16 protein-coding genes are annotated in these 20,689 nt (G+C 68.1%); 10 read left to right on the top strand and 6 right to left on the bottom strand.

Translation table 11 applies throughout. The features are described 5' to 3' along the window. Positions 1 to 45: 45 nt before the first annotated feature. Together P6281_RS20300 and nudC are read left to right on the top strand one after the other, a co-directional pair. Positions 46 to 1,116 carry a potassium channel family protein gene (locus tag P6281_RS20300; RefSeq protein ID WP_008259653.1) on the top strand — a complete coding sequence of 357 codons (1,071 nt, stop codon included), beginning with the start codon at positions 46 to 48 and terminating at the stop codon, positions 1,114 to 1,116. Beyond that, positions 1,116 to 2,048: an NAD(+) diphosphatase gene (nudC, locus tag P6281_RS20295; protein ID WP_008259652.1), complete on the top strand. Its 933-nt coding sequence runs from the start codon at positions 1,116 to 1,118 to the stop codon at positions 2,046 to 2,048. Before P6281_RS20300 ends, nudC begins: the two co-directional genes overlap by 1 nt. Positions 2,049 to 2,058: 10 nt before the next feature. On the opposite strand, the gene mrx1 is transcribed toward nudC, so the two are convergent. Then, entirely contained in the window at positions 2,059 to 2,313 is a 255-nt protein-coding gene (mrx1, locus tag P6281_RS20290) for a mycoredoxin Mrx1 (RefSeq protein WP_008259646.1), read from the bottom strand. A gap of 217 nt (positions 2,314 to 2,530) precedes the next feature. Between mrx1 and P6281_RS20285 the strand changes: the two genes are divergently transcribed. Beyond that, positions 2,531 to 4,630: an ATP-dependent DNA helicase UvrD2 gene (locus P6281_RS20285; protein ID WP_162130201.1), complete on the top strand. Its 2,100-nt coding sequence runs from the start codon at positions 2,531 to 2,533 to the stop codon at positions 4,628 to 4,630. Between the two features lie 404 nt (positions 4,631 to 5,034). After that, positions 5,035 to 5,286: a WhiB family transcriptional regulator gene (locus P6281_RS20280; protein WP_008259632.1), complete on the top strand. Its 252-nt coding sequence runs from the start codon at positions 5,035 to 5,037 to the stop codon at positions 5,284 to 5,286. Between the two features lie 9 nt (positions 5,287 to 5,295). Here the strand turns inward: P6281_RS20280 and P6281_RS20275 are convergent, their stop codons facing one another. From P6281_RS20275 to P6281_RS20265, 3 genes are all read right to left on the bottom strand, one after another. Continuing rightward, positions 5,296 to 6,639: a macrolide-binding ATPase MABP-1 gene (locus P6281_RS20275; protein WP_008259631.1), complete on the bottom strand. Its 1,344-nt coding sequence runs from the start codon at positions 6,637 to 6,639 to the stop codon at positions 5,296 to 5,298. Positions 6,640 to 6,720: 81 nt separating this feature from the next. Further along, a complete protein-coding gene (locus P6281_RS20270) occupies positions 6,721 to 7,536 on the bottom strand; it encodes a cyclodehydratase (protein WP_179300182.1) in 816 nt (271 codons plus the stop codon). An 86-nt stretch (positions 7,537 to 7,622) separates the two neighbouring features. Next, positions 7,623 to 8,999 carry a zinc-dependent metalloprotease gene (locus tag P6281_RS20265; RefSeq protein WP_162130200.1) on the bottom strand — a complete coding sequence of 459 codons (1,377 nt, stop codon included), beginning with the start codon at positions 8,997 to 8,999 and terminating at the stop codon, positions 7,623 to 7,625. Between the two features lie 106 nt (positions 9,000 to 9,105). Between P6281_RS20265 and P6281_RS20260 the strand changes: the two genes are divergently transcribed. Then, positions 9,106 to 10,128, top strand: coding sequence for a YlbL family protein (locus tag P6281_RS20260; protein WP_009955776.1), 1,023 nt, complete (start codon positions 9,106 to 9,108; stop codon positions 10,126 to 10,128). A gap of 73 nt (positions 10,129 to 10,201) precedes the next feature. Further along, positions 10,202 to 13,180 (top strand): UPF0182 family protein, encoded by a 2,979-nt coding sequence (locus tag P6281_RS20255; protein ID WP_026071234.1) that lies wholly within the window; start codon positions 10,202 to 10,204, stop codon positions 13,178 to 13,180. A 3-nt stretch (positions 13,181 to 13,183) separates the two neighbouring features. Here P6281_RS20255 and P6281_RS20250 read toward each other — a convergent pair whose 3' ends face one another. Then, complete coding sequence (locus P6281_RS20250) at positions 13,184 to 14,164, bottom strand: GlxA family transcriptional regulator (protein ID WP_014385633.1); 981 nt, start codon at positions 14,162 to 14,164, stop codon at positions 13,184 to 13,186. 101 nt (positions 14,165 to 14,265) lie between these two features. Here P6281_RS20250 and P6281_RS20245 point away from each other — a divergent pair, with 101 nt between their 5' ends. The 3 genes from P6281_RS20245 to P6281_RS20235 all read left to right on the top strand — a co-directional run bounded on the left by P6281_RS20245 (position 14,266) and on the right by P6281_RS20235 (position 16,642). Beyond that, complete coding sequence (locus P6281_RS20245; protein ID WP_009956598.1) at positions 14,266 to 14,916, top strand: HD domain-containing protein; 651 nt, start codon at positions 14,266 to 14,268, stop codon at positions 14,914 to 14,916. A 19-nt stretch (positions 14,917 to 14,935) separates the two neighbouring features. Then, positions 14,936 to 15,634, top strand: coding sequence for a nitroreductase family protein (locus P6281_RS20240; RefSeq protein WP_014380908.1), 699 nt, complete (start codon positions 14,936 to 14,938; stop codon positions 15,632 to 15,634). Positions 15,635 to 15,733: 99 nt separating this feature from the next. After that, positions 15,734 to 16,642: an SDR family oxidoreductase gene (locus P6281_RS20235; protein ID WP_014385632.1), complete on the top strand. Its 909-nt coding sequence runs from the start codon at positions 15,734 to 15,736 to the stop codon at positions 16,640 to 16,642. Here the strand turns inward: P6281_RS20235 and P6281_RS20230 are convergent. Further along, on the bottom strand, positions 16,633 to 17,604 hold the full coding sequence (locus P6281_RS20230) for a GlxA family transcriptional regulator (RefSeq protein WP_009956601.1): 972 nt from the start codon (positions 17,602 to 17,604) through the stop codon (positions 16,633 to 16,635). The two genes, P6281_RS20235 and P6281_RS20230, sit on opposite strands and share 10 nt — an antisense overlap. A 275-nt stretch (positions 17,605 to 17,879) precedes the next feature. On the opposite strand from P6281_RS20230, the gene P6281_RS20225 reads away from it, so the two are divergent. Next, a complete protein-coding gene (locus P6281_RS20225) occupies positions 17,880 to 20,669 on the top strand; it encodes a helix-turn-helix transcriptional regulator (protein WP_080588077.1) in 2,790 nt (929 codons plus the stop codon). Positions 20,670 to 20,689 lie beyond the last annotated feature (20 nt).

The following is a 20,689-nucleotide window of genomic DNA, read 5'->3' as shown; positions in this document are numbered from 1 at the left end:
GCGTGCGTGTCTCGTGCGCGGAAATCAAACCGATGACGGGCCGCCGTGGGCAACGGTAGGTCCCGAAAGCTGAGCGGTCTGGACGAAACGCTGACCGCCCAGCGCGGTCACCAGCTGATCGGCGTGGTGCGCATCCCCGAAGAGCACGCCAGCCCCATTCGGGTCATCACCCGCCGCCTGGCCATCGCCCTGGTGGTGCTGTTCGGCGCGGCCGTCATCGTCTACCTGGACCGCGACGGGTTCCGCGATGTGCGCAACGAGCCGCTGACATTTTTGGACTGCCTGTATTTCTCGGCGGTTTCGCTGTCGACCACCGGCTATGGCGACATCACGCCGTACACCGAAACCGCGCGCCTGGTGCACACCCTGATCTTCACCGCGCTGCGGATCGCGTTCCTGGCCGTGCTGGTCGGCACCACGCTCGAAGTGCTTTCCGAGCGGTCTCGCCAAGGGTGGAAGATTCAGCGTTGGAGGAGCAGAGTGCGCAATCACACCATCGTGATCGGTTATGGCACCAAGGGCAAAACGGCGGTGGCCGCGATCCTCGGCGACGAAACCATCCAGGCGGAGGTGGTCGTCGTCGACACCGATCGCAGCACGCTCGAGCACGCCGAGAGCGCGGGCCTGGTCACCGTCCACGGTGACGCCACCAAGGCCGATGTGTTGCGGCTGGCCGGGGCCCAGCACGCCGCGTCCATCATCGTCGCCACCAGCCGCGACGACACCGCGGTGCTGGCGACGCTGACCGCGCGCGAGATCGCGCCCAACGCCAAGATCGTCGCCTCGATCCGGGAGGCCGAGAACCAGCACCTGCTGCAGCAGTCGGGGGCGGACTCGGTCGTGGTCTCGTCGGCGACCGCGGGCCGGCTCCTCGGGCTTGCCACCACGACGCCCAGCGTCGTGGAGATGATCGAGGACCTGCTGACGCCCGACGCCGGGCTCGCCATCGCCGAGCGTGAGGTCGAGCAGAGCGAAGTGGGCGGCTCGCCGCGGCATTTGCGCGACATCGTGCTCGGTGTGGTGCGCGACGGGCACCTGTGGCGCATCGACGCCCCGGAGGTGGACGCCGTCGAGGCCAACGACCGCCTGCTCTACATCCGAAGCGTGGGGCATTGATGGCGATCGCGGATTTTCAGCTGCGCAGCGTCCCGTTGCTGTCGCGCGTCGGAGCCGACCGAGCCGATCAGCTGCGCACCGACGTCGAGGCGGCCACCGCGGGCTGGGCCGAGGCGGCGCTGCTGCGGGTGGACTCGCGCAATCAGGTGCTGGTTTCCGACGGCCGGGTGGTGCTGGGTGCCGCCGCCGAACTCGGCGACAAGCCGCCGTCGGAGGCGGTGTTTCTGGGGCGCCTCGAGGGTGGCCGCCACGTGTGGGCGATCCGCGGCGCGCTGCAGGCCCCGGAGGACCCCGACGCGCGCACCGAGGTGGTGAACTTGCGCAGCCTCGGCCCGATCTTCGACGACACCAGCGGCCAGCTGATGTCATCGGCTGTCGCACTGTTGAATTGGCATGAGAAGTCTCGATTCAGCTCGGTGGACGGTTCACCCACACGTCCGGCCCGGGCGGGTTGGTCACGCGTGAACCCGGTCACCGGGCACGAGGAGTTCCCGCGCATCGACCCGGCGGTGATTTGTCTGGTGCACGACGGCGGCGACCGCGCGGTGCTGGCGCGCCAGGCGGTGTGGCCGGAGCGGATGTTCTCGCTGTTGGCCGGATTCGTCGAGGCCGGTGAGTCTTTCGAGGGGTGTGTGGCTCGGGAGATCCGTGAGGAGATCGGGCTGACCGTGCGTGACGTGCGCTATTTGGGCAGTCAGCCGTGGCCGTTCCCGCGCTCGCTGATGGTCGGCTTCCACGCCGTCGGCGACCCGGCGCAGGACTTTTCGTTCAACGACGGCGAGATCGCCGAGGCGGCGTGGTTCACGCGCGACGAGGTGCGCGAGGCGCTGGCGGCCGGGGACTGGTCGAGTTCCTCGGAGTCGAAACTCCTGCTGCCCGGGTCGATTTCGATCGCGCGGGTGATCATCGAATCCTGGGCCGCGATCGACTGACTGGGCCTGCTCAGCTACCGGTCTCGGCCAGCTTCGCCTTCACCTGGGCCGCGCTCGGGTTGGTCAGCGTCGACCCGTCGGCGAACTTCACCGTCGGGACCGTCCTGTTGCCGCCGTTGACCGAGCTGACGAAGTCAGCGGCCGCCGCGTCGTGCTCGATGTCGACCGCCTCATACGGTATTCCGTTGGACTTGAGCACCGTCATGAGCCGATGGCAGTAGCCACACCAGGAGGTCGTGTAGACGGTGAGCGGGGCAGTGGTCATAGCCCGATAACGTAGCCCGGCGACGATGCATTCCGCGCAGCGGGATGCGGAGGAGTGGGCGCTCGGGGGTAGCCCGGCGACGATGCATTCCGCGCAGCGGGATGCGGAGGAGTGGGACGCGACGCGCCGTGGCGACACGCCAGGCCATCCGATTCGGGCGTGGCGATGCATCAGCTCGCTCGGCGACTTGTCAGTATGGGAAGCCACTATGGACGCCATGCCGACGGTCGCCGATCCACTGACAGCCGGGCTGGACGACGAGCAGCGCGAGGCCGTGCTGGCTCCGCGCGGCCCGGTCTGCGTGCTGGCCGGCGCCGGAACGGGCAAGACCCGCACCATCACTCACCGGATCGCCCAGCTGGTCGCCGGCGGTCATGTCGCCGCCGGCCAGGTGCTGGCGGTCACGTTCACCCAGCGGGCGGCGGGGGAGATGCGCTCCCGGTTGCGGGCGATCGACGCCGCGGCGGGCACGGGGCCGGCCGTCGGCGCGGTCTCGGCCCTGACCTTTCACGCCGCCGCCCACCGGCAGCTGCGGTACTTCTGGCCGCGGGTGGTCGGTGACACCGGGTGGCAGCTGCTGGACAGCAAGTTCGCGGTGGTGGCCCGGGCGGCCAGCCGCACCCGGCTCAACGCCAGCACCGACGACGTGCGCGACCTGGCCGGCGAGATCGAGTGGGCCAAGGCGTCGCTGATCGGCCCCGAGGAATACCCCGCCGCGGTGGCCGCCGCCGGGCGGGACATCCCCCTGGACGCCGCCCAGATCGCCGGCGTCTACGCCGCCTACGAGGCCCTCAAAGCGCGCGGCGAACACGTCACCCTGCTCGATTTCGACGACCTGCTGCTGCACACCGCGGCCGCGATCGAAAACGACCCGGCGGTGGCCGAGGAGTTCCGCGACCGCTACCGCTGCTTCGTGGTCGACGAATACCAGGACGTCACGCCGTTGCAGCAGCGGGTGCTGACCGCCTGGTTGGGCGACCGCGACGACCTGACGGTGGTGGGCGACGCCAACCAGACCATCTACTCGTTCACCGGGGCCTCGCCGCGGTTCCTGCTCGACTTCTCCCGCCGCTTCCCCGACGCCACCGTCGTGCGCCTCGAGCGCGACTACCGGTCCACCCCCCAGGTGGTCTCGCTGGCCAACCAGGTGATCGCCGCGGCCCGCGGGCGGGTCGCCGGCAGCAAGCTGCACCTGGTGGGCCAGCGCCCGCCGGGTCCCGCGCCGACGTTCCACGAGCATCCCGACGAGCCGGCCGAGGCCGCCGCGGTCGCGGCGTCGATCGCGCGGCTCATCGAATCCGGCACCCCGCCGTCCGAGATCGCCGTGCTGTACCGGGTCAACGCGCAGTCGGAGATCTACGAGGAGGCGCTGACCGAGGCGGGCATCGCCTACCAGGTCCGCGGCGGCGAGGGATTCTTCAATCGCCAGGAGATCAAACAGGCCCTGCTGGCGCTGCATCGGGCCGCCGAGCGCGGTGCGGAGGGTCCCCTGCCCGACGTCGTCCGCGCGGTGCTGGAACCGCTGGGCCTAACGGCCCAGGAGCCGGTCGGTACCCGCGCCCGCGAGCGCTGGGAGGCCCTGAGCGCGCTGGCCGAACTGGTGGACGACGAAGTCGCCCAACGCCCGCAGCTGGACTTCCCGGGGCTGCTGGCCGAGCTTCGGATGCGCGCCGACGCCCGGCACCCACCGGTGGTGCAGGGCGTCGCGCTGGCATCGCTGCACGCCGCCAAGGGGCTCGAGTGGGACGCGGTGTTCTTGGTCGGGTTGGCCGACGGCACGCTTCCCATCTCACACGCGCTGGCCCACGGCGCCGAGAGCGAGGCGGTCGAGGAGGAGCGCCGCCTGCTTTACGTCGGAATCACCAGGGCCCGAACGCATTTGGCGCTCAGCTGGGCGCTGGCCCGCAGCCCGGGCGGGCGCCAGGGCCGCAAGCCGTCGCGGTTCCTTAACGGCATCGCACCCCAGGCACGGGCCGAGCCGGGGCCGAACAAGTCTCGGCGCAACCGGGCCACCGCGACCCGCTGCCGGATCTGCAATAACAACCTCACGACCCCGGCGGCCGTCATGCTGCGCCGCTGCGAGACCTGCGCGGCCGACATCGACGAGGACCTGCTGCTCCGGCTCAAGGCGTGGCGGCTGGACGTCGCCAAGGAACAGAAGGTGCCCGCCTACGTCGTCTTCACCGACAACACGCTGATCGCCATCGCCGAGCTGCGGCCCGACGACGACGAGGCGCTGATCGCGATTCCCGGCATCGGCGCGCGCAAGCTGGAACAGTACGGCCCCGACGTGCTGGAGCTGGTTCGCGGTCGCTGACCGGCAAACGCGCAGGTCAGAAAATCGGTTGTGACGACGACGGTGACCGTTTACCCTCGATACCGCGACTCGGCACTACGGACGAAGGAGGGTGGCCGCGATGCTCAGCGACGCGTTCGGTGTAGGCGTGGCCCGCGCGGAGCTGTCCGCGGGTACCTCCCATGCCGCACCCGCCGCCGTGTCGGCGGCCGCGCGTAAGCATCGCGCCGCCGCCGCGACCGACGCGTCCGTAGGAGTCGGGGGCCCACCGAAGGCAACGTAAGCAGCAGCCCCGGTTTTCACCCAGATGGCCACGGACCCGAAGTCAAGGATCCGTGGCCATAGTTATCGGTCGGCAACGAAGCGACCTGGTCCGGATCACCGCTCAAGGACAGCAACCCAGACCAGGAAGTAGGTGGTAGGACATGTCGGCACGGATAGCCCCCAGGCCGGACCTGCCGTGTCACGCCGGCGATCCCGATCTCTGGTTCGCCGAAGCGCCGGCCGATCTCGAACGCGCCAAGTCGCTGTGCGTCGACTGCCCGGTGCGCCGCCAGTGCCTGGCGGCCGCGCTGGAACGGGCCGAGCCCTGGGGCGTGTGGGGCGGCGAGATCTTCGACCGCGGTTCGGTGTTGAGCTTCAAACGACCCCGCGGCCGCCCCCGCAAGGCGGCCTAGCGCGCGAGACTAGACGACCGCGTTGTCGGGTTCGGCGAACCCGGGCACCAGCTCTTCGGACAGCGCCTTGATCGGCACGTGGGCGTCCAGCTGACACAGGATCGCGGCCACCGACATGATCACCCGCATCGGGATCACCAGCTTGGGCGGCAGGTCCATCTGCCGGGCCGTGCGGATCTGCGACACGGACCGGTCGATCTCGATGGCCGACATCTTCTGCAGCCACTTGCGGGTGTAGTGGAAGACCTCGACCTCGACCGGTTCGACGTACTGGCGCAGCATGTCGTCGATGTCGCGCACCGACACCTGCTGGCCCTTCTGGATGAACCCGGCCTTCTCCATCGTCGGCAACAGCAGGTCGTAGTTCTTGTCGCGGGCCAGCCGGATGCTCATCCCGAGCTCGATCGGCAGGCCGCCGGGCAGCGGCGCGACGGCGCCGAAGTCGATGACGCCCATGCGGCCGTCGTCGAGCAGCATGAAATTGCCCGGGTGGGCGTCGCCGTGCAGCATCTCCAGCCGGCGCGGCGCGTCGAACGTGAGCTCGAGCAGGCGGGTGCCGACCAGATCGCGCTGCTCGGTGGTGCCGTGGCGGATGATCTCGGCCATCGGGATGCCCTGCATCCACTCCTGGATCACCACTTTCGGTGCGCTGGCCACGATGCGCGGCACCGCGAAGTGCGGGTGGTCGTGATACGCCTTGGCGAACGCGCGCTGGTTCTCGGCCTCGAGCCGGTAGTCCAGTTCCATCTCGGTGCGCTCGATCAACTCGTCGACCACGCCCTGGATGTCGGCGCCCGGCGCGAGCTGCTTGAACACCCCGACCAGCCGCTGCATGGTCTTGAGGTCGGCCCGCAGCGCCTCGTCGGCCCCGGGGTACTGGATCTTGACCGCCACCTCGCGGCCGTCGGACCACACGCCCTTGTGCACCTGGCCGATACTCGCCGAGGCCACCGGGGTGTCGTCGAACGAACTGAACCGCTCGCGCCACTTGGTGCCCAGTTGGGCGTCGAGCACCCGGTGCACCTTGGCCGCCGGCAGCGGCGGGGCGTCCTTTTGCAGCTTGGTCAACGCTTCGCGGTAGGGCTCGCCGAACTCCTCGGGAATCGCGGCCTCGAGCACCGACAGGGCCTGGCCCACCTTCATCGCGCCGCCCTTGAGCTCACCCAGGACGGTGAACAACTGGTGGGCGGCCTTTTCCAGAAGCTCGGCCTGGACCTCGTCCCTGGACTTGCCGGTCAGCCGCTTACCGAATCCGAGCGCTGCCCGACCGGCGAATCCGACCGGAATGCTGGCCAGCTTGGCGTTACGCGCAGCCCGGCCCCGTTTGATGTCTGCCACGTAACCATCATCCATGATGGCCCACGCGATGTGGAGAGAAGCCGACAACGCTTGTTGTCAACTCGCGTCGCCGCAGGTCAGCGCACGGGACCGCCCTCAGCAGGCGCACAACGGGTGCTTGACCCACTGCCGCGCGACGATCGCGCCGGCGTGCAGATCGAATTCCAGCGTCGCGTTCAGCGTCTGGGGCGGTTCGGGCTCGGACGCCGCGCCCTGGCCGCGCACGGCCGCGATCACCCGGTTCACCTGAGACAGCGCCAGCGCCGCGGTCGCCAGCACGGTGGCCCGGTCGGCGACGCCGACGGTTTCCCGCAGCTGCGCACAGATCGCCGGCCACGCCGCGTCGCGGTCGCTGCGGTGCAGGTCCGCGCAGCCCAGGCAGCTCGTCACCCCGGGGATCACCAGCGGACCCACCAGCCCGATGCCGTCGCGCACCCGCACCAACAGATGCGCGACGCCCTGGTCGTGCAGATCGCGCACCATGCGCGGGTCGGCGACGAGGTAGTCCGACAACACCACCAGGTCGACGTCGCCGGCCGACACCGCCGCGTGCGGTTGGCTGCTGTGCGCGATCCGGGCGCCCGAGCAGCGCAACGATTCCACGAGCAACTCCGAGAGCGGCCCGCGGCCGTGCACCCGCACCGACGGCGCCCGGCCGCGCGGTCGCCCGCATTCGGTCGCCACCCCGGCCCGAACCAGTTGCGCCACCAGGCTTCTCAGGCCCTCGGTGTCGGTCAGGCCACGGTCAAGCGCCCGTCGCTGCAACTCCGGCAGCGGGGTCGGCGACGACATGGTCCGCAACAGCGTGGCCAGCTCGGCGGCGGCCAAACCGCCCGGAGGACGTACCAGCACCGCGCGACGGGGATCCCAGCCGACCTGCACCGCGCCGTCGGGGCGCAGCAGCACCGGCATCGCCGGGTCCAGCGCGTAGGTGGACAGCGCGGCCTGGCACTGCTGAGTCACCGCGCCACTGTGTCACGGCGGGGGCGACGGCCCGTTCAGTTGTCCACAGGGCCGTCGGAGTCGGGGTCCTCGCGTTCGAGTTTGGCGATCGCCTCGTCGATGCCGCTGGTGTCACCACCGATGACACGGTCGATGAAACCGGCGGGCTCATCGAGGTCCTCGGCGTTGGGCAGTAGGTCGGGGTGCTGCCAGATGCCGTCGCGCGTGTCGACCCCGGCGGCCTGCGTCAGGCGCTCCCAGAACGCGGCCGCTTCACGCATCTTCCGCGGCCGCAGCTCCAGCCCGACCAGCGTCGCGAAGGTCTGCTCGGCCGGGCCGCCGCTGGCCCGGCGCCGGCGCAGCGTCTCGCCGAGCGCGCCCGCGCCGGGAATCCGGTCGCCCAGCGCGGCGGCCACCACCACCTGCACCCACCCTTCGATCAGGGCGAGCAACGTCTCGAGGCGCTCGAGCGCCTGCGTCTGCGCGGGCGTGGCCTTGGGCTCGAATACGCCTTGCCCCAACAGGTTTTCGATCGCCGCCGGATCCGACAGCGACGCCGGATTGAAGTCGCGGGCCAGCTCCTCGATTCCCGACATGTCGATCTGCATGCCCATCGCGTAGGCCTCGACCGCTCCCAGCAATTGGCTCGACAGCCACGGGACGTGGCTGAACAGCCGGTGGTGGGCGGCCTCGCGCGCGGCCAAAAAGGTCAGGATCTCGCTGCGCGGACGCTCGAGCCCGGTGGTGAACGACTCGACGGCGTCGGGCATGATCGCCGCAATTCCCTTGGGCCCCAACGGTAAACCGATATCGGTCGACGTCAGCACCTCCCGGGACAACCGGCCCAGCGCCTGCCCGAGCTGCGAGCCGAACGCCATGCCGCCCATCTGCGACATCATCTGCAGTAGCGGGCCGGCCATGCTCTTGGCTTCCTCGGGGAGCGACGCCGCCCACACCGTCGAGATCTGTTGGGCCATCGGGTCACACAGCCGCTTCCACGTCGCCAACGTGTTGTCGACCCAGTCGGCGGGAGTCCAACCCACCGCCTTGGCGGTGCCCGCGGGCAGCGCCGTCGCCCCGTCCAGCCAGGTTTCGGCGAGGTGCACCGCGTCGGCGATCGCCGAATTCGTCGTATCCGGCACCGGCGCCACGAAGCCGATCGAGTTCGAGGCGACGCGCCGCGCCAATTCGTAATTGACCGGCCCCGAAGCCGTTCCGCCGGGTCCGACGGTGCCGGCGCTGCTGAACATCTGACCCAGCTGGGTGAAGATCTGGCCCAGGTCACCCATGCCGAAATCACCGCTCATTCCGAACGCGGCGAACGGGTCGGAGGGGTTCGACCCCGAATCGGGATCTTTCTTCCCGTGTTTGTCGGGGTCCTCCCCGGGGGAGAAGCCGAACGGCAGGTCAGCCATGACCCCAACGGTACTCACCGTGGGATCGGAAGGCGCGCGACGGCGGGTCAGCTTGTAGCTGAACCTCGTACGGGGGGCCTTGCAGCCGAATGACCGGCGACGCGCTCCGTCTAGTGTATTCGGCGTGAACAGGCGCATCCTGACCCTGATGGTCGCGCTGGTGCCGATCGTGGTGTTCGGTGTGTTGCTGGCGGTGGTGACGGTGCCGTTCGTGTCGCTGGGTCCCGGCCCCACCTTCGACACGCTCGGCGAGGTCGACGGCAAGCAGGTGGTGGCGATCCAGGGCACCCTGACGCATCCGACCACCGGTCACCTGAACATGACGACCGTCTCGCAGCGCGACGATCTGACGCTGGGCGAGGCGCTGACGCTCTGGCTTTCGGACACCGAACAGCTGGTGCCGCGCGACATCATCTATCCGCCCGGCAAGTCGCGGGAGGAAGTGGACAAGGCCAACAGCGCCGACTTCAAGCAATCCGAGGACAGCGCCGAATACGCGGCATTGGGCTATCTGAAGTACCCGTCGGCGGTCACGGTGGCGAAGGTCCCCGAACCCGGTCCCTCGGCGGGCAAGCTGAAGGCCGGCGACGCCATCGACGCGGTCAACGGCACCCCGGTCGCGACCGTCGACGCCTTCACCGGGCTGCTGAAGAACACCAAACCCGGTCAGACCGTGACGATCGACTACCGCCGCAAGAACGAACCCGCCGGTGTGGCGCAGATCACGCTGGGCTCCAACAAGGACCGCGACTACGGCTACCTGGGCGTCGCGGTGCTCGACGCGCCGTGGGCGCCGTTCGTCGTGGACTTCAATCTCGCCAACATCGGCGGCCCGTCCGCCGGACTGATGTTCAGCCTGGCCGTGGTCGACAAGCTGACCACCGGTGGCCTGGCGGGGTCGAATTTCATCGCGGGAACCGGGACCATCACCGCCGACGGCAAGGTCGGCCAGATCGGCGGCATCACCCACAAGATGGTCGCCGCGCACGCGGCCGGGGCGACGGTGTTCCTGGTGCCGGCGAAGAACTGCTACGAGGCCAGTTCGGACAATCCGTCCGGCCTGCGGCTGGTCAAGGTCGAGACGCTCAGCCAGGCGGTAGATGCGCTGCACGCGATCACGTCCGGTGGGCAGCCGCCGAGTTGCTAGGCAAGCGCGGGATCGCCGGTTGTGCAGTGCGTAGAGTTGTCACCGTCTAGCAATCGATCAGGGAGCGTAGCCAGTGGGGATGCGGCCCACCGCAAGAATGCCGAAGCTGACTCGGCGTAGCCGGATTCTGATCCTGATCGCACTGGGTGTGATCGCTCTGCTGCTCGCGGGCCCGCGGCTGATCGACGCCTACGTCGACTGGCTGTGGTTCGGCGAGCTCGGCTACCGCTCGGTGTTTTCCACCGTGCTCGTCACCCGATTCGTGGTCTTTCTGATCGCGGGCCTGCTGGTGGGCGGCATCGTGTTCGCCGGGCTCGCGGTGGCCTACCGCACCCGGCCGGTGTTCGTACCGAGCAACGACAACGATCCCGTGGCGCGCTACCGCGCCCTGGTCCTTTCCCGGCTGCGGCTGGTAAGCGCCGGCGTCCCGGTGGCGATCGGCCTGCTGGCCGGCATCATCGCCCAAAGCTATTGGGTGCGGATCCAGTTGTTCCTGCACGGCGGCGACTTCGGCATCAAAGACCCGCAGTTCGGCAAGGACCTCGGCTTCTACGCGTTCGAGTTGCCGTTCTACCGGCTGCTGCTCAGCTACCTGTTCGTGGCGGTGTTCCTGGCGTTCGTGGCCAACCTGTTGGCCCACTACATCTTTGGCGGCATTCGGCTTTCCGGACGCACCGGCGCGCTGAGCCGGTCGGCGCGGATCCAGCTGGTCACCCTGGTCGGTCTGTTGGTGTTGCTCAAGGCGGTCGCCTACTGGCTGGACCGCTACGAGCTGCTGTCGCACACCCGCGGCGGCAAGCCCTTCACCGGCGCCGGCTACACCGACATCAACGCCGTGCTGCCGGCGAAGCTGATCCTCATGGCGATCGCGCTCATCTGCGCGGGCGCGGTGTTCTCCGCGGTCGTCCTGCGGGACTTGAGGATTCCCGCGATCGGCCTGGTCCTGTTGCTGCTGTCGTCGTTGATCGTGGGTGCTGGCTGGCCCTTGATCGTCGAGCAGATCAGCGTCAAACCCAATGCCGCGCAAAAGGAAAGCGAATACATCAGCCGCAGCATCGCCGCGACACGGCAAGCCTACGGCCTGACCGCCGACGTGGTCACCTACCGCAACTACACCGGCGACGCGCAGGCCACCGCCCAGCAGGTCGCCGACGACCGCGCCACCACCTCCAACATCCGGCTGCTCGACCCGACGATCGTCAGCCCGGCGTTCACCCAGTTCCAGCAGGGCAAGAACTTCTACTACTTCCCCGACCAGCTCTCCATCGACCGCTACCTGGACCGCAACGGGTCGCTGCGGGACTACGTCGTGGCGGCCCGCGAACTCAACCCCGACCGCCTCATCGACAACCAGCGCGACTGGATCAACCGGCACTCGGTCTACACCCACGGCAACGGGTTCATCGCGTCACCGGCCAACACGGTGCGCGGAATCGCCAACGACCCCAACCAAAACGGCGGCTACCCCGAATTCCTGGTCAACGTCGTCGGCGCCAACGGCAACGTGGTGTCCGACGGTCCCGCGCCGCTCGACCAGCCGCGCGTCTACTACGGGCCGGTCATCTCCAACACGGCCGCGGACTACGCGATCGTCGGGCGCAACGGCGCCGACCGCGAATACGACTACGAGACCAGCAACGAAACCAAGAACTACACCTACACCGGACTCGGCGGCGTACCCCTCGGCGACTGGCTGTCGCGCAGCGTGTTCGCCGCCAAGTTCGCCGAGCGGAACTTCTTGTTCTCCAACGTGATCGGCTCGAACAGCAAGATCCTGTTCAACCGTGACCCGGCGCGTCGGGTGGAGGCGGTGGCGCCGTGGCTGACCACCGACAGCGCCGTCTACCCGGCGATCGTCAACAAGCGACTGGTGTGGATCATCGACGGCTACACCACACTGGACAACTACCCGTATTCCGAACTCACGTCGCTGGAGTCGGCGACCGCGGACTCCAACGAGGTGGCGTTCAACAGGCTCGCACCCGACAAGCGGGTCTCCTACATCCGCAACTCGGTGAAGGCGACCGTCGACGCCTACGACGGCACCGTCAGCCTGTATCAGCAAGACGAGCAGGATCCGGTGCTCAAGGCGTGGATGCGGGTGTTCCCCGGAACCGTCAAGCCCAAGAGCGACATCACCCCCGAGCTGGCCGAGCACCTGCGCTATCCCGAGGACCTGTTCAAGGTGCAGCGGATGCTGCTGGCGAAGTATCACGTCAACGACCCGGTGACGTTCTTCTCCACGTCGGACTTCTGGGACGTGCCGCTGGACCCGAACCCGACCGCCAGCAGCTATCAGCCGCCGTATTACATCGTCGCGAAAAACATTGCGAAGAACGACAATTCGTCGTCGTATCAGTTGACCAGCGCGATGAACAGGTTCAAGCGCGACTATCTCGCCGCCTACATCAGCGCCAGCTCCGACCCGGCGACGTACGGGCGGATCACCGTGCTGACCATCCCGGGCCAGGTCAACGGGCCCAAGCTGGCCAACAACGCGATCACCACCGACCCGGCGGTGTCCCAGGACCTTGGGGTGATCGGGCGCGACAACCAGAACCGGATCCGGTGGGGCAACCTGCTCACGTTGCCCGTGGGGCAGGGCGGGCTGCTCTACGTCGAACCCGTGTACGCCTCCCCGGGGGCCAGCGACGCCGCGTCGTCCTACCCGCGGCTGATCCGGGTGGCGATGATGTACAACGACAAGATCGGGTACGGCCCGACCGTGCGCGACGCGCTCACCGGGCTGTTCGGCCCCGGCGCGGGGGCGGCGGCGACGGGCATTCAGCCCACCGAGGCGGGGACCCCGGCGAATCCGCCGCCCAGCGCGCCGGCGCCCGCCGCGACGCCGGGATCGCCGCCGCCCGCGGCCGTCCCGCCGGCGCCGGACGGGTCGGTGGCGCTGTCACCGGCCAAAGCGGCTGTGCTGCAAGAGATTCAGGCTGCGATCGGCGCGGCCAAGGACGCGCAGAAGAAGGGCGATTTCGCCGGTTACGGCGCGGCGCTGCAGCGATTGGACGACGCGATCACCAAGTACAACAACACCAAATAGCGTTCAGGCGTAGGCGGTTCGGAACCTGTCCCGATAGGCCTTCGGGCTGATGCCCAGGTGATTGACGAACGCGCGTCGCAGCGTCTCGATGCTGCCGAAGCCGGCCATGCCCGCGGTCTCGGTGACCGATCGGCCGGCCTCGAGCGCGTTACGGGCGAAGTCGACGCGAACCAGTTCGACGTAGCGCGCCGGTGTCATCCCCAGCTCGGATTGAAAGAGCCGGGTCAGCTGGCGGGTGCTCAACGATGCCAGGGCCGCAAGCTTTTTCACGCTGTAGTCGGCGCCGGGGTCCGCCGCGACCGCCTCGGTGACCGCGCGCAGCGGCGACTGCGGCGGGGGATCGGCCTCGACCAGCACCGAGAACTGTGATTGGCCGCCGGCCCGTTTCAGATAGACGACCAGCCACCGGGCGACGTCGCGCACCAGTTCGGTCCCGTGATCCATTTCGACCAGTGCCAGCGCCAGGTCGATACCCGAGGAAATCCCCGCCGAGGTGAACACGTCGCCGTCGCGCACGAAGATCGCGTCGGGCTCGACGGTGACGTCCCGGAAGGCGCGGGCCAACAACCGGGCGTCGTGCCAGTGCGTGGTGGCGCGCCGGCCGTCGAGCAGGCCGGCCTGCGCGAGGATGAACGACCCCGTGCAGATGGACGCCATCCGCCCGGTCCGCGCGGCGACCGACCTGACGGCCTCGACCAGCGCCGGATCGATCGGTCGCCCGGGCAGGTGGTCGCTGCCGGCCACCAGGACGATATCGGCGGAGTCGATGGCCGACAGGCAATCGGTGACCCCCAACCGGGTCCCGATCGAGCTCGTCACGTCGCGGCCGTCCACCGACGCGATCTTGAGCCGGTAGTCGGCGCCGAAGCGGTTGGCCTCGACGAAGACCTCACCCGCCCCCGCGACGTCGAGCAGCGTCACCCCGTCGAAGACGACGATGACCACCACCCGCGAATGCTTTCCCTCGTGCGCCACGTCAGCCATTGTGTCGCTTTTTGAGGAGTTGACGGCTCAAACGAGCGGCGTCGGATCGACCGGACCGTCGCACACTGGGCACAACCGTCGCCGCAGAAGGAGACACGACCATGACCACCAGCTCGATCGACGCCATCGCCGGCATCCACGTGCCCGACACCGCGCTGGCGCGCGAGGTCACCGAATTCATTCGCGACACCGAAGACGAGTTGCTGTTCAACCATTCCCGGCGGGTGTTCTTCTTCGGCGCCCTGCAGGGCCTGCGCCGCGGGATCCACCCCAACCTGGAACTGCTCTACGCCGCCGCGATGTTTCACGACGTCGGCCTGACCGACCACTACCGCAACTCAACCGTCCGCTTCGAGGTCGACGGCGCCAACGCGGCGCGGGACTTCCTGATGGACGCCGGCGCCGACAAGGCCGACGCCGACACCGTGTGGCTCGGCATCGCCCTGCACACGACGCCCGGCGTGCCCGAGTTCCTGGCGCCCGAAGTCGCGCTGCTGCAGGCCGGTGTGGAGGTCGACGTGGTCGGCGTCGGGCGCGAGCAGCTGGCTCCCGAGGCGCTCGCCGCGGTGACCGCCGCCCACCCGCGCCCCGATTTCAAGAACCGCATCCTGGCGGCGTTCAACGACGGCATGAAGCACCGCCCGCACACCACGGCCGGCACCATGAACGCCGACGTCCTGGCGCACTTCGATCCCAAGTTCGAGCGCGTCGACTTCGTCGACAAGATCCTGCACAACAGCTGGCCAGAATAGCCCGGAAGGGAGTAGACAGATGGACATCCACGAGGCGCTGTACACCACCAGGATGATGCGGCGGCTGCGGCCGGATCCGGTTCCGCTGGACACGCAGGCCCGCATCCTCGACGCGGCCATTCGCGCCCCCAACGGGGCCAACACCCAACGCTGGCACTTTGTCGCCGTCGACGATCCGGCGCTCATCGGTGAGTTCGCCCAACTGTTCCGGCGGGCCCGCGCCCTCGAATACGAGAAGTTCGGGGCGGGGACGGGACCGATGGTGGCGCCCGCGCCCGGTGCCGACGCGGCCGCCCACGCCGAGACGATGCGCCGAATCAAGGGGTCGGGGGACTACCTGGCCGACCATTTCGAAGAGATTCCCTTGCTGCTCTTCGTCTTCGCGATCGACGACCTCGGTGGAGCCAACATCTTCCCGGCGATCTGGAGCGTGCTGCTGGCCGCCCGCGCCGAGGGCGTCGGCGGCGTCATGACCATGGTGCTCCGCAACTTCGAGGACAGGGTCAACGAGTTACTGGGCGTCCCCGTCGAGGAGGGCTGGACGATGTCGGCCATGCTGGCCCTCGGCTACCCGCGGGGCAAATGGGGTGTCGCGGCCAATCGGCATCCCGTGCACGAGGTTTCATCCCGAAACGGCTGGAACACGCCGTTCGGTGTCGAAGTGCCGCAACCGCTTTGGCCGCCGCAGGACACGGCGAGCCTGCCCGCGGCAGGATGAATCGGCCGTGCGGGCCAACGCGGCGTCCGGGAAGTCCAGAGGGACGAGAACTAGCCATCGGCGGATGCGATCACCCGATAGGCTAGTCAAGCTTTCCATATGGGTCGCGACGTCATCGTGGTCACCGGTGCATCAAGCGGGTTCGGCCGCCTCAGCGCGGAAGCGCTGGCGTTAGCCGGCCACAGGGTTTATGCGTCGATGCGGGACACGGACGGCCGCAACGCGTCTCAGGTTGAGGCGATCGGCTACTTCGCGAAGGACAATGGCGTCGAGCTGCGGGCTGTGGAAATGGACGTGCAGTCGCAGACTTCGGTGGATGCCGCGATTGAAAGGATCTTCGAGGCCAACGGGCGGATCGACGTGGTGGTTCACAACGCGGGACAGATGGTGTTCGGCCCGGCCGAGGCGTTTCAACCGCAACAGTTGGCAGAGCTCTATGACGTGAACGTGCTGAGCACGCAGCGCGTCAACCGCGTGATCCTGCCGCACATGCGACGGCAACGGCAAGGCCTCCTGGTGTGGGTATCGAGCAGCAGTGCGGCCGGCGGCACGCCACCCTATCTCGCCCCCTACTTTGCGGCGAAGGCCGCGATGGATGCGTTGGCCGTGGCTTACGCCCGGGAGCTCGCGCGGTGGGGCATCGAGACGACCATCATCGTTCCCGGCGCGTTCACCAGCGGCACCAACCACTTCGCACGTGCCGGCTCACCCGCTGATGAGGCGGTGGTCGACGAGTATGAGGGCGGACCGTACGCGGGGTTCGCCGCCCGCATTCGTGAGGCCGTTGCAGCGATCGTGCCTCCGGATGCCGATGCATCCACAGTGGCCGAAGCCGTCGTCAACGTGGTGCAAGAACCCTTTGGGCAGCGTCCTTTTCGGGTCCATATCGACCCTGCCGATGATGGCGCGGAGGTCGGCTTCGCCGTGCTCGACAGGCTCAGGGCCGAGATGCTCCACCGCATCGGGATGCACGACCTGTTGCAGCCGGCCCGGTTGTTTCAGTCGTAGGAGGTGCGGAAACGATCCCGATAGGCGCTGGGGGTGATGCCCAGGCGGCTGAGAAAAACCCGCCTGAGTGTTTCTGTGCTCCCAAAGCCCGCTACCCGTGCGGTCTCGGCAACGGTCCGGCCGGCTTCGAGTGCGGCACGAGCGAAATCGACGCGAACCAACTCGACATAACGTGCCGGCGTCAAACCCAACTCGGACTGAAACAGTCTGGACAATTGGCGCGTACTCAAAGATGCCTGAGCCGCAAGCTTTTTCACGCTGTGGTCGGCACCTGGATCCGCGTTGACGGCATCGGTAACCGCCCTGAGTGGAGAATCCGGCGGAGGGTCGGCCTCCACCATGACGGAGAATTGCGATTGTCCGCCAGCGCGTTTGAGATATACCACCAACGACCGGGCGACCTTACGGACCAACTCGGCTCCATAATCCGCCTCCACCAACGTCAACGCGAGATCAATGCCCGACGACACTCCCGCCGAGGTGAATACATCTCCGTCGCGGACAAAGATCGCATCCGGTTCGACGCTCACCTCGGGGAAGATGCGGGCCAACCGCCCGGTATGCCGCCAGTGCGTGGTCGCCCGCTTGCCGTTGAGCAGGCCCGCCTGCGCCAGGATGAACGAACCCGTGCAAACGGATGCCAAGCGCCGGGTCCGGCCCGGGACGGTCTTGAGTGCTTCGATGAGAGCGGGATCGATCGGCCGCCCGATCAGCGTGTCACCGCCCGCGACCATGACGGTGTCGACGGATTCGAGGGCCGAGAGGGGACACGTCACAGCGAATCGGGTGCCGATCGACGTGGTCACATCGCGTCCGTCTACCGATGCGATTTCGAGCGAATAGCGTGCGCCGAACCGATTGGCTTCGGCGAACACCTCGGCGGGACCCGCAACGTCCAACAGTTTCACGCCGTCGAAGACGACGATCACCACCACACGAGTTGTTGCGTTGGCCTCCGCCATACGCCCATCGTGTCGCGCCGGCGACGACGAGTACAAGCCGGAGGATGTCACAACGTGTGGATCGGCGACACGAACGGCGATCACCTGAGAAACGCTGCCGGATAAGTGGCGGCGTGCGCGACGCTGGACTCACACTGCGACAAAGAAATTCACCGGGCGCGGAACCTGGGGGCTCAAGCTCTTGTCAGCGCGTGACATCATCGTGAACGACGCCTGGCGCCCGAACAGCATCCTTTGGCCAGCGGGTGGCTGACCACGCGACTATTCTCGACACCGTGGACCCGGTGTCGCCGCCACGGAATGGTGGTGGCCTGATAGGCCGGCACGCGGAATGTGTTGCGCTGGAACAGCTTCTCACCCGCGTACGCGCCGGTGAGAGTCGTGTTCTGGTACTTCATGGAGAGCCGGGTGTCGGCAAGACGGCCTTGCTGGACTACGTCGGTGAACGGGCCGCCGGCTGTCGCGTCATCCGTGCCAGCGGGGTCGAGTCGGAGATGGAGCTGGCCTACGCCGCGGTGCACCAGTTGTGCGCGGCGATGCTCGATCGTCTCGACTATCTGCCGGTGCCGCAACGCGACGCTTTGAGCACGGCATTGGGTCAAACGATAGGTCCCGCACCGGACCGCCTTCTCGTCGGGTTGGCGGTGTTGAACATGTTCTCCAGCATGGCTGAGGTCGAGCCGCTCGTTTGTTTGGTCGACGATCTGCAGTGGCTCGACCAGGCCTCGTCGCAGACGCTCGTATTTGTCGCCCGGCGGTTGGCCGCTGAATCTGTGGGTTTGGTCCTCACGACGCGGGTTGTGAACCCCGAGCTGAAAAAGCTCCCGACGCTGGAGGTCAACGGGCTCACGGAAACGGACGCGCGAGCTTTATTGGAGACGGTTTTGGCCACGCCGCTGGATGCGCGGGTGCGCGACCAGATCATCGCCGAGACTCGCGGCAATCCACTGGCGCTGCTCGAATTGCCCCGTAGTCTCGCGGGGCGAGAACTGGCCGGCGGGTTCGGGTTACCAGGGGCGCCGCGGCTGTCAGCGGCGATGGAGCAAAGTTTCCGCCGCGGGGTGGAGGCCTTGCCCGATCAGAGCCGTCGATTGTTGGTGTTGGCGGCGGCGGAGCCGCTCGGCGACCCGGGGCTGCTGTGGCGCGCCGCCGCACGTTTGGAGATCCGTGCGCAGGCCGCCACCCCGGCGATCGAGGCGGGCTTGGCGGAATTCGGTGCGCGGGTGCGTTTCCGCCATCCGCTGGCACGCTCAGCCGCCTACCGGGCGGCCCCGTTGCACATCAGACAGCAGGTACACGCCGCGCTGGCCGAGGTGACCGACCCGGACTCCGATCCTGACCGGCGCGCATGGCATCGCGCACATGCTGCGCCAGGTCCGGACGAGGACGTCGCCGCCGAGTTGGAGCGTTCGGCAGGGCGGGCGCGGGCCCGTGGCGGCATGGCGGCCGCGGCCGCCTTTCACGAGCGGGCGACGATGTTGACCCTCGATCCGGCCCTTCGCGTCGAGCGCGCTCTGGTTGCCGCGGCATCGAAAGCCGACGCCGGCGCGTTCGACTCGACGCTGGATCTGCTTGCCATGGCCGAGCGCGGACCGCTCAGCGAACTGCAGCATGCTCGGGCGGACCTCATTCGTGCCCAGTTGGCATACGCCACGAACCGGGGCGGCGATGCTCCGCTCCTGCTGCTTCGGGCGGCGCGGCGCCTCGAGCCGATTGACGCCAGACTGGCCCGGGAGACGTACCTCGACGCGATTTCCGCCGCTGAGTTCGCAGGCCGTCTCGCCAGTCCGGGGGGTCACGTACTCGAGGTAGCAAGGGCTGCGACCGCGGCCCCCCGATCGGCGGAGCTGCCACGCGCTCCCGATCTCGTGCTTAACGGGCTGGCGGCGAATTTCATCGAGGGGTATTCGGCCGCGGTGCCATACCTGCGTGCGGCGCTGGACGCCACGGGAACCGGTATGTCGGTTGATGACGAGCTTCGCTGGATGTGGCTGACTAGCCAAGCGGCACTGCACCTTTGGGATGACGCACACTGGGACAGGCTCTCGCAACGTTACCTCACGTTGGCACGTAAGACGGGCGCGATGAACGCGCTTCCGCTCGCCCTGAGCACACGGGCGATGTTGCTGACGTTCGTTGGCGATCTGACGGCTGTGAGCGTGCTGGTCGAAGAGCAGCACACGGTGACAGAGGCCACGGGAAGCAACCTCGCGCCGTACGCCGCCATGACCCTGGCCTCGATCCGCGGCCATCAAGCAGACGCGGAGGCGCTCATCTCGCGGACCGTTGCAGAAGCCCCTCAACGGGGAGAAGGCATCTCGATCGCCGTGGCCGAGTGGACGAAAGCCCTGCTTCATAACGGCCTCGGCAACTACGCGGAAGCACTGGCGGCCGCCCGCCGCGGGCTCGAGCAACAGGAGTATCCCAGCCTTCGTTACCCGGGGGTGGCCAACTGGGCCGCGGCAGAGTTTGTCGAGGCCGCCGTGCGAAGCGGAATGCGCGAAGAGGCAACCCAAGCGATGGAGTGGATCACCGAGATGACCAGCGCTTCCCGCACCGGATGGGCGCTCGGTGTGGAGACGCGCTGCCGTGCGCTGCTGGCCGACGGTGAGGCCGCCGAGCTGCTGTACCGAGAGTCGATCGCACACTACGGGCACAGTCGTGTCCGTGCCGAGCTCGCCCGCACGCATCTGCTCTACGGTGAATGGCTGCGGCGGGGGCGCCGGCGCACGGAGGCGCGGACGCAGCTGCGTATCGCGCACGAAATGCTCGACGCGATGGGGATGGAGGCATTCGCTGAACGGGCCCGACGTGAGCTGCAGGCCACCGGTGAGACCGCACGAAAGCGCACTGCCGGTGTCGACGGTGAAAAGCTGACGGCGCAGGAAACTCAGGTCGCGCGGCTGGCTCGGGACGGCTTGTCGAATCCGGAGATCGGCGCCCGGTTGTTCATCAGCCCCAGAACCGTCCAGTACCACCTTCGCAAGGTGTTCACCAAGCTCGATATCAGCTCGCGCAGTCAACTTGACCGGGTCTTGCCGACAGATCGTCCAGGTTCAGGGTGACAAACAGATGCCCAAGCGCC

It is taken from the genome of Mycobacterium sp. 5-140-3-2, assembly GCF_035666375.1.
Lineage (GTDB): Bacteria > Actinomycetota > Actinomycetes > Mycobacteriales > Mycobacteriaceae > Mycobacterium > Mycobacterium intracellulare.
This window is presented reverse-complemented; position numbering and strand designations above follow the sequence as displayed.

Excerpts from the sequence above, each read along its gene's own strand:
- P6281_RS20235 (WP_014385632.1), top strand. The coding sequence starts at position 15,734 with ATGGGTCGCGACGTCATCGTGGTCACCGGTGCATCAAGCGGGTTCGGC.
- P6281_RS20270 (WP_179300182.1), bottom strand. The coding sequence starts at position 7,536 with ATGCCGGTGCTGCTGCGCCCCGACGGCGCGGTGCAGGTCGGCTGGGAT.
- P6281_RS20240 (WP_014380908.1), top strand. The coding sequence starts at position 14,936 with ATGGACATCCACGAGGCGCTGTACACCACCAGGATGATGCGGCGGCTG.
- nudC (WP_008259652.1), top strand. The coding sequence starts at position 1,116 with ATGGCGATCGCGGATTTTCAGCTGCGCAGCGTCCCGTTGCTGTCGCGC.
- P6281_RS20245 (WP_009956598.1), top strand. The coding sequence starts at position 14,266 with ATGACCACCAGCTCGATCGACGCCATCGCCGGCATCCACGTGCCCGAC.
- P6281_RS20230 (WP_009956601.1), bottom strand. The coding sequence starts at position 17,604 with ATGGCGGAGGCCAACGCAACAACTCGTGTGGTGGTGATCGTCGTCTTC.
- P6281_RS20275 (WP_008259631.1), bottom strand. The coding sequence starts at position 6,639 with ATGGATGATGGTTACGTGGCAGACATCAAACGGGGCCGGGCTGCGCGT.
- P6281_RS20285 (WP_162130201.1), top strand. The coding sequence starts at position 2,531 with ATGCCGACGGTCGCCGATCCACTGACAGCCGGGCTGGACGACGAGCAG.
- P6281_RS20280 (WP_008259632.1), top strand. The coding sequence starts at position 5,035 with ATGTCGGCACGGATAGCCCCCAGGCCGGACCTGCCGTGTCACGCCGGC.
- mrx1 (WP_008259646.1), bottom strand. The coding sequence starts at position 2,313 with ATGACCACTGCCCCGCTCACCGTCTACACGACCTCCTGGTGTGGCTAC.
- P6281_RS20250 (WP_014385633.1), bottom strand. The coding sequence starts at position 14,164 with ATGGCTGACGTGGCGCACGAGGGAAAGCATTCGCGGGTGGTGGTCATC.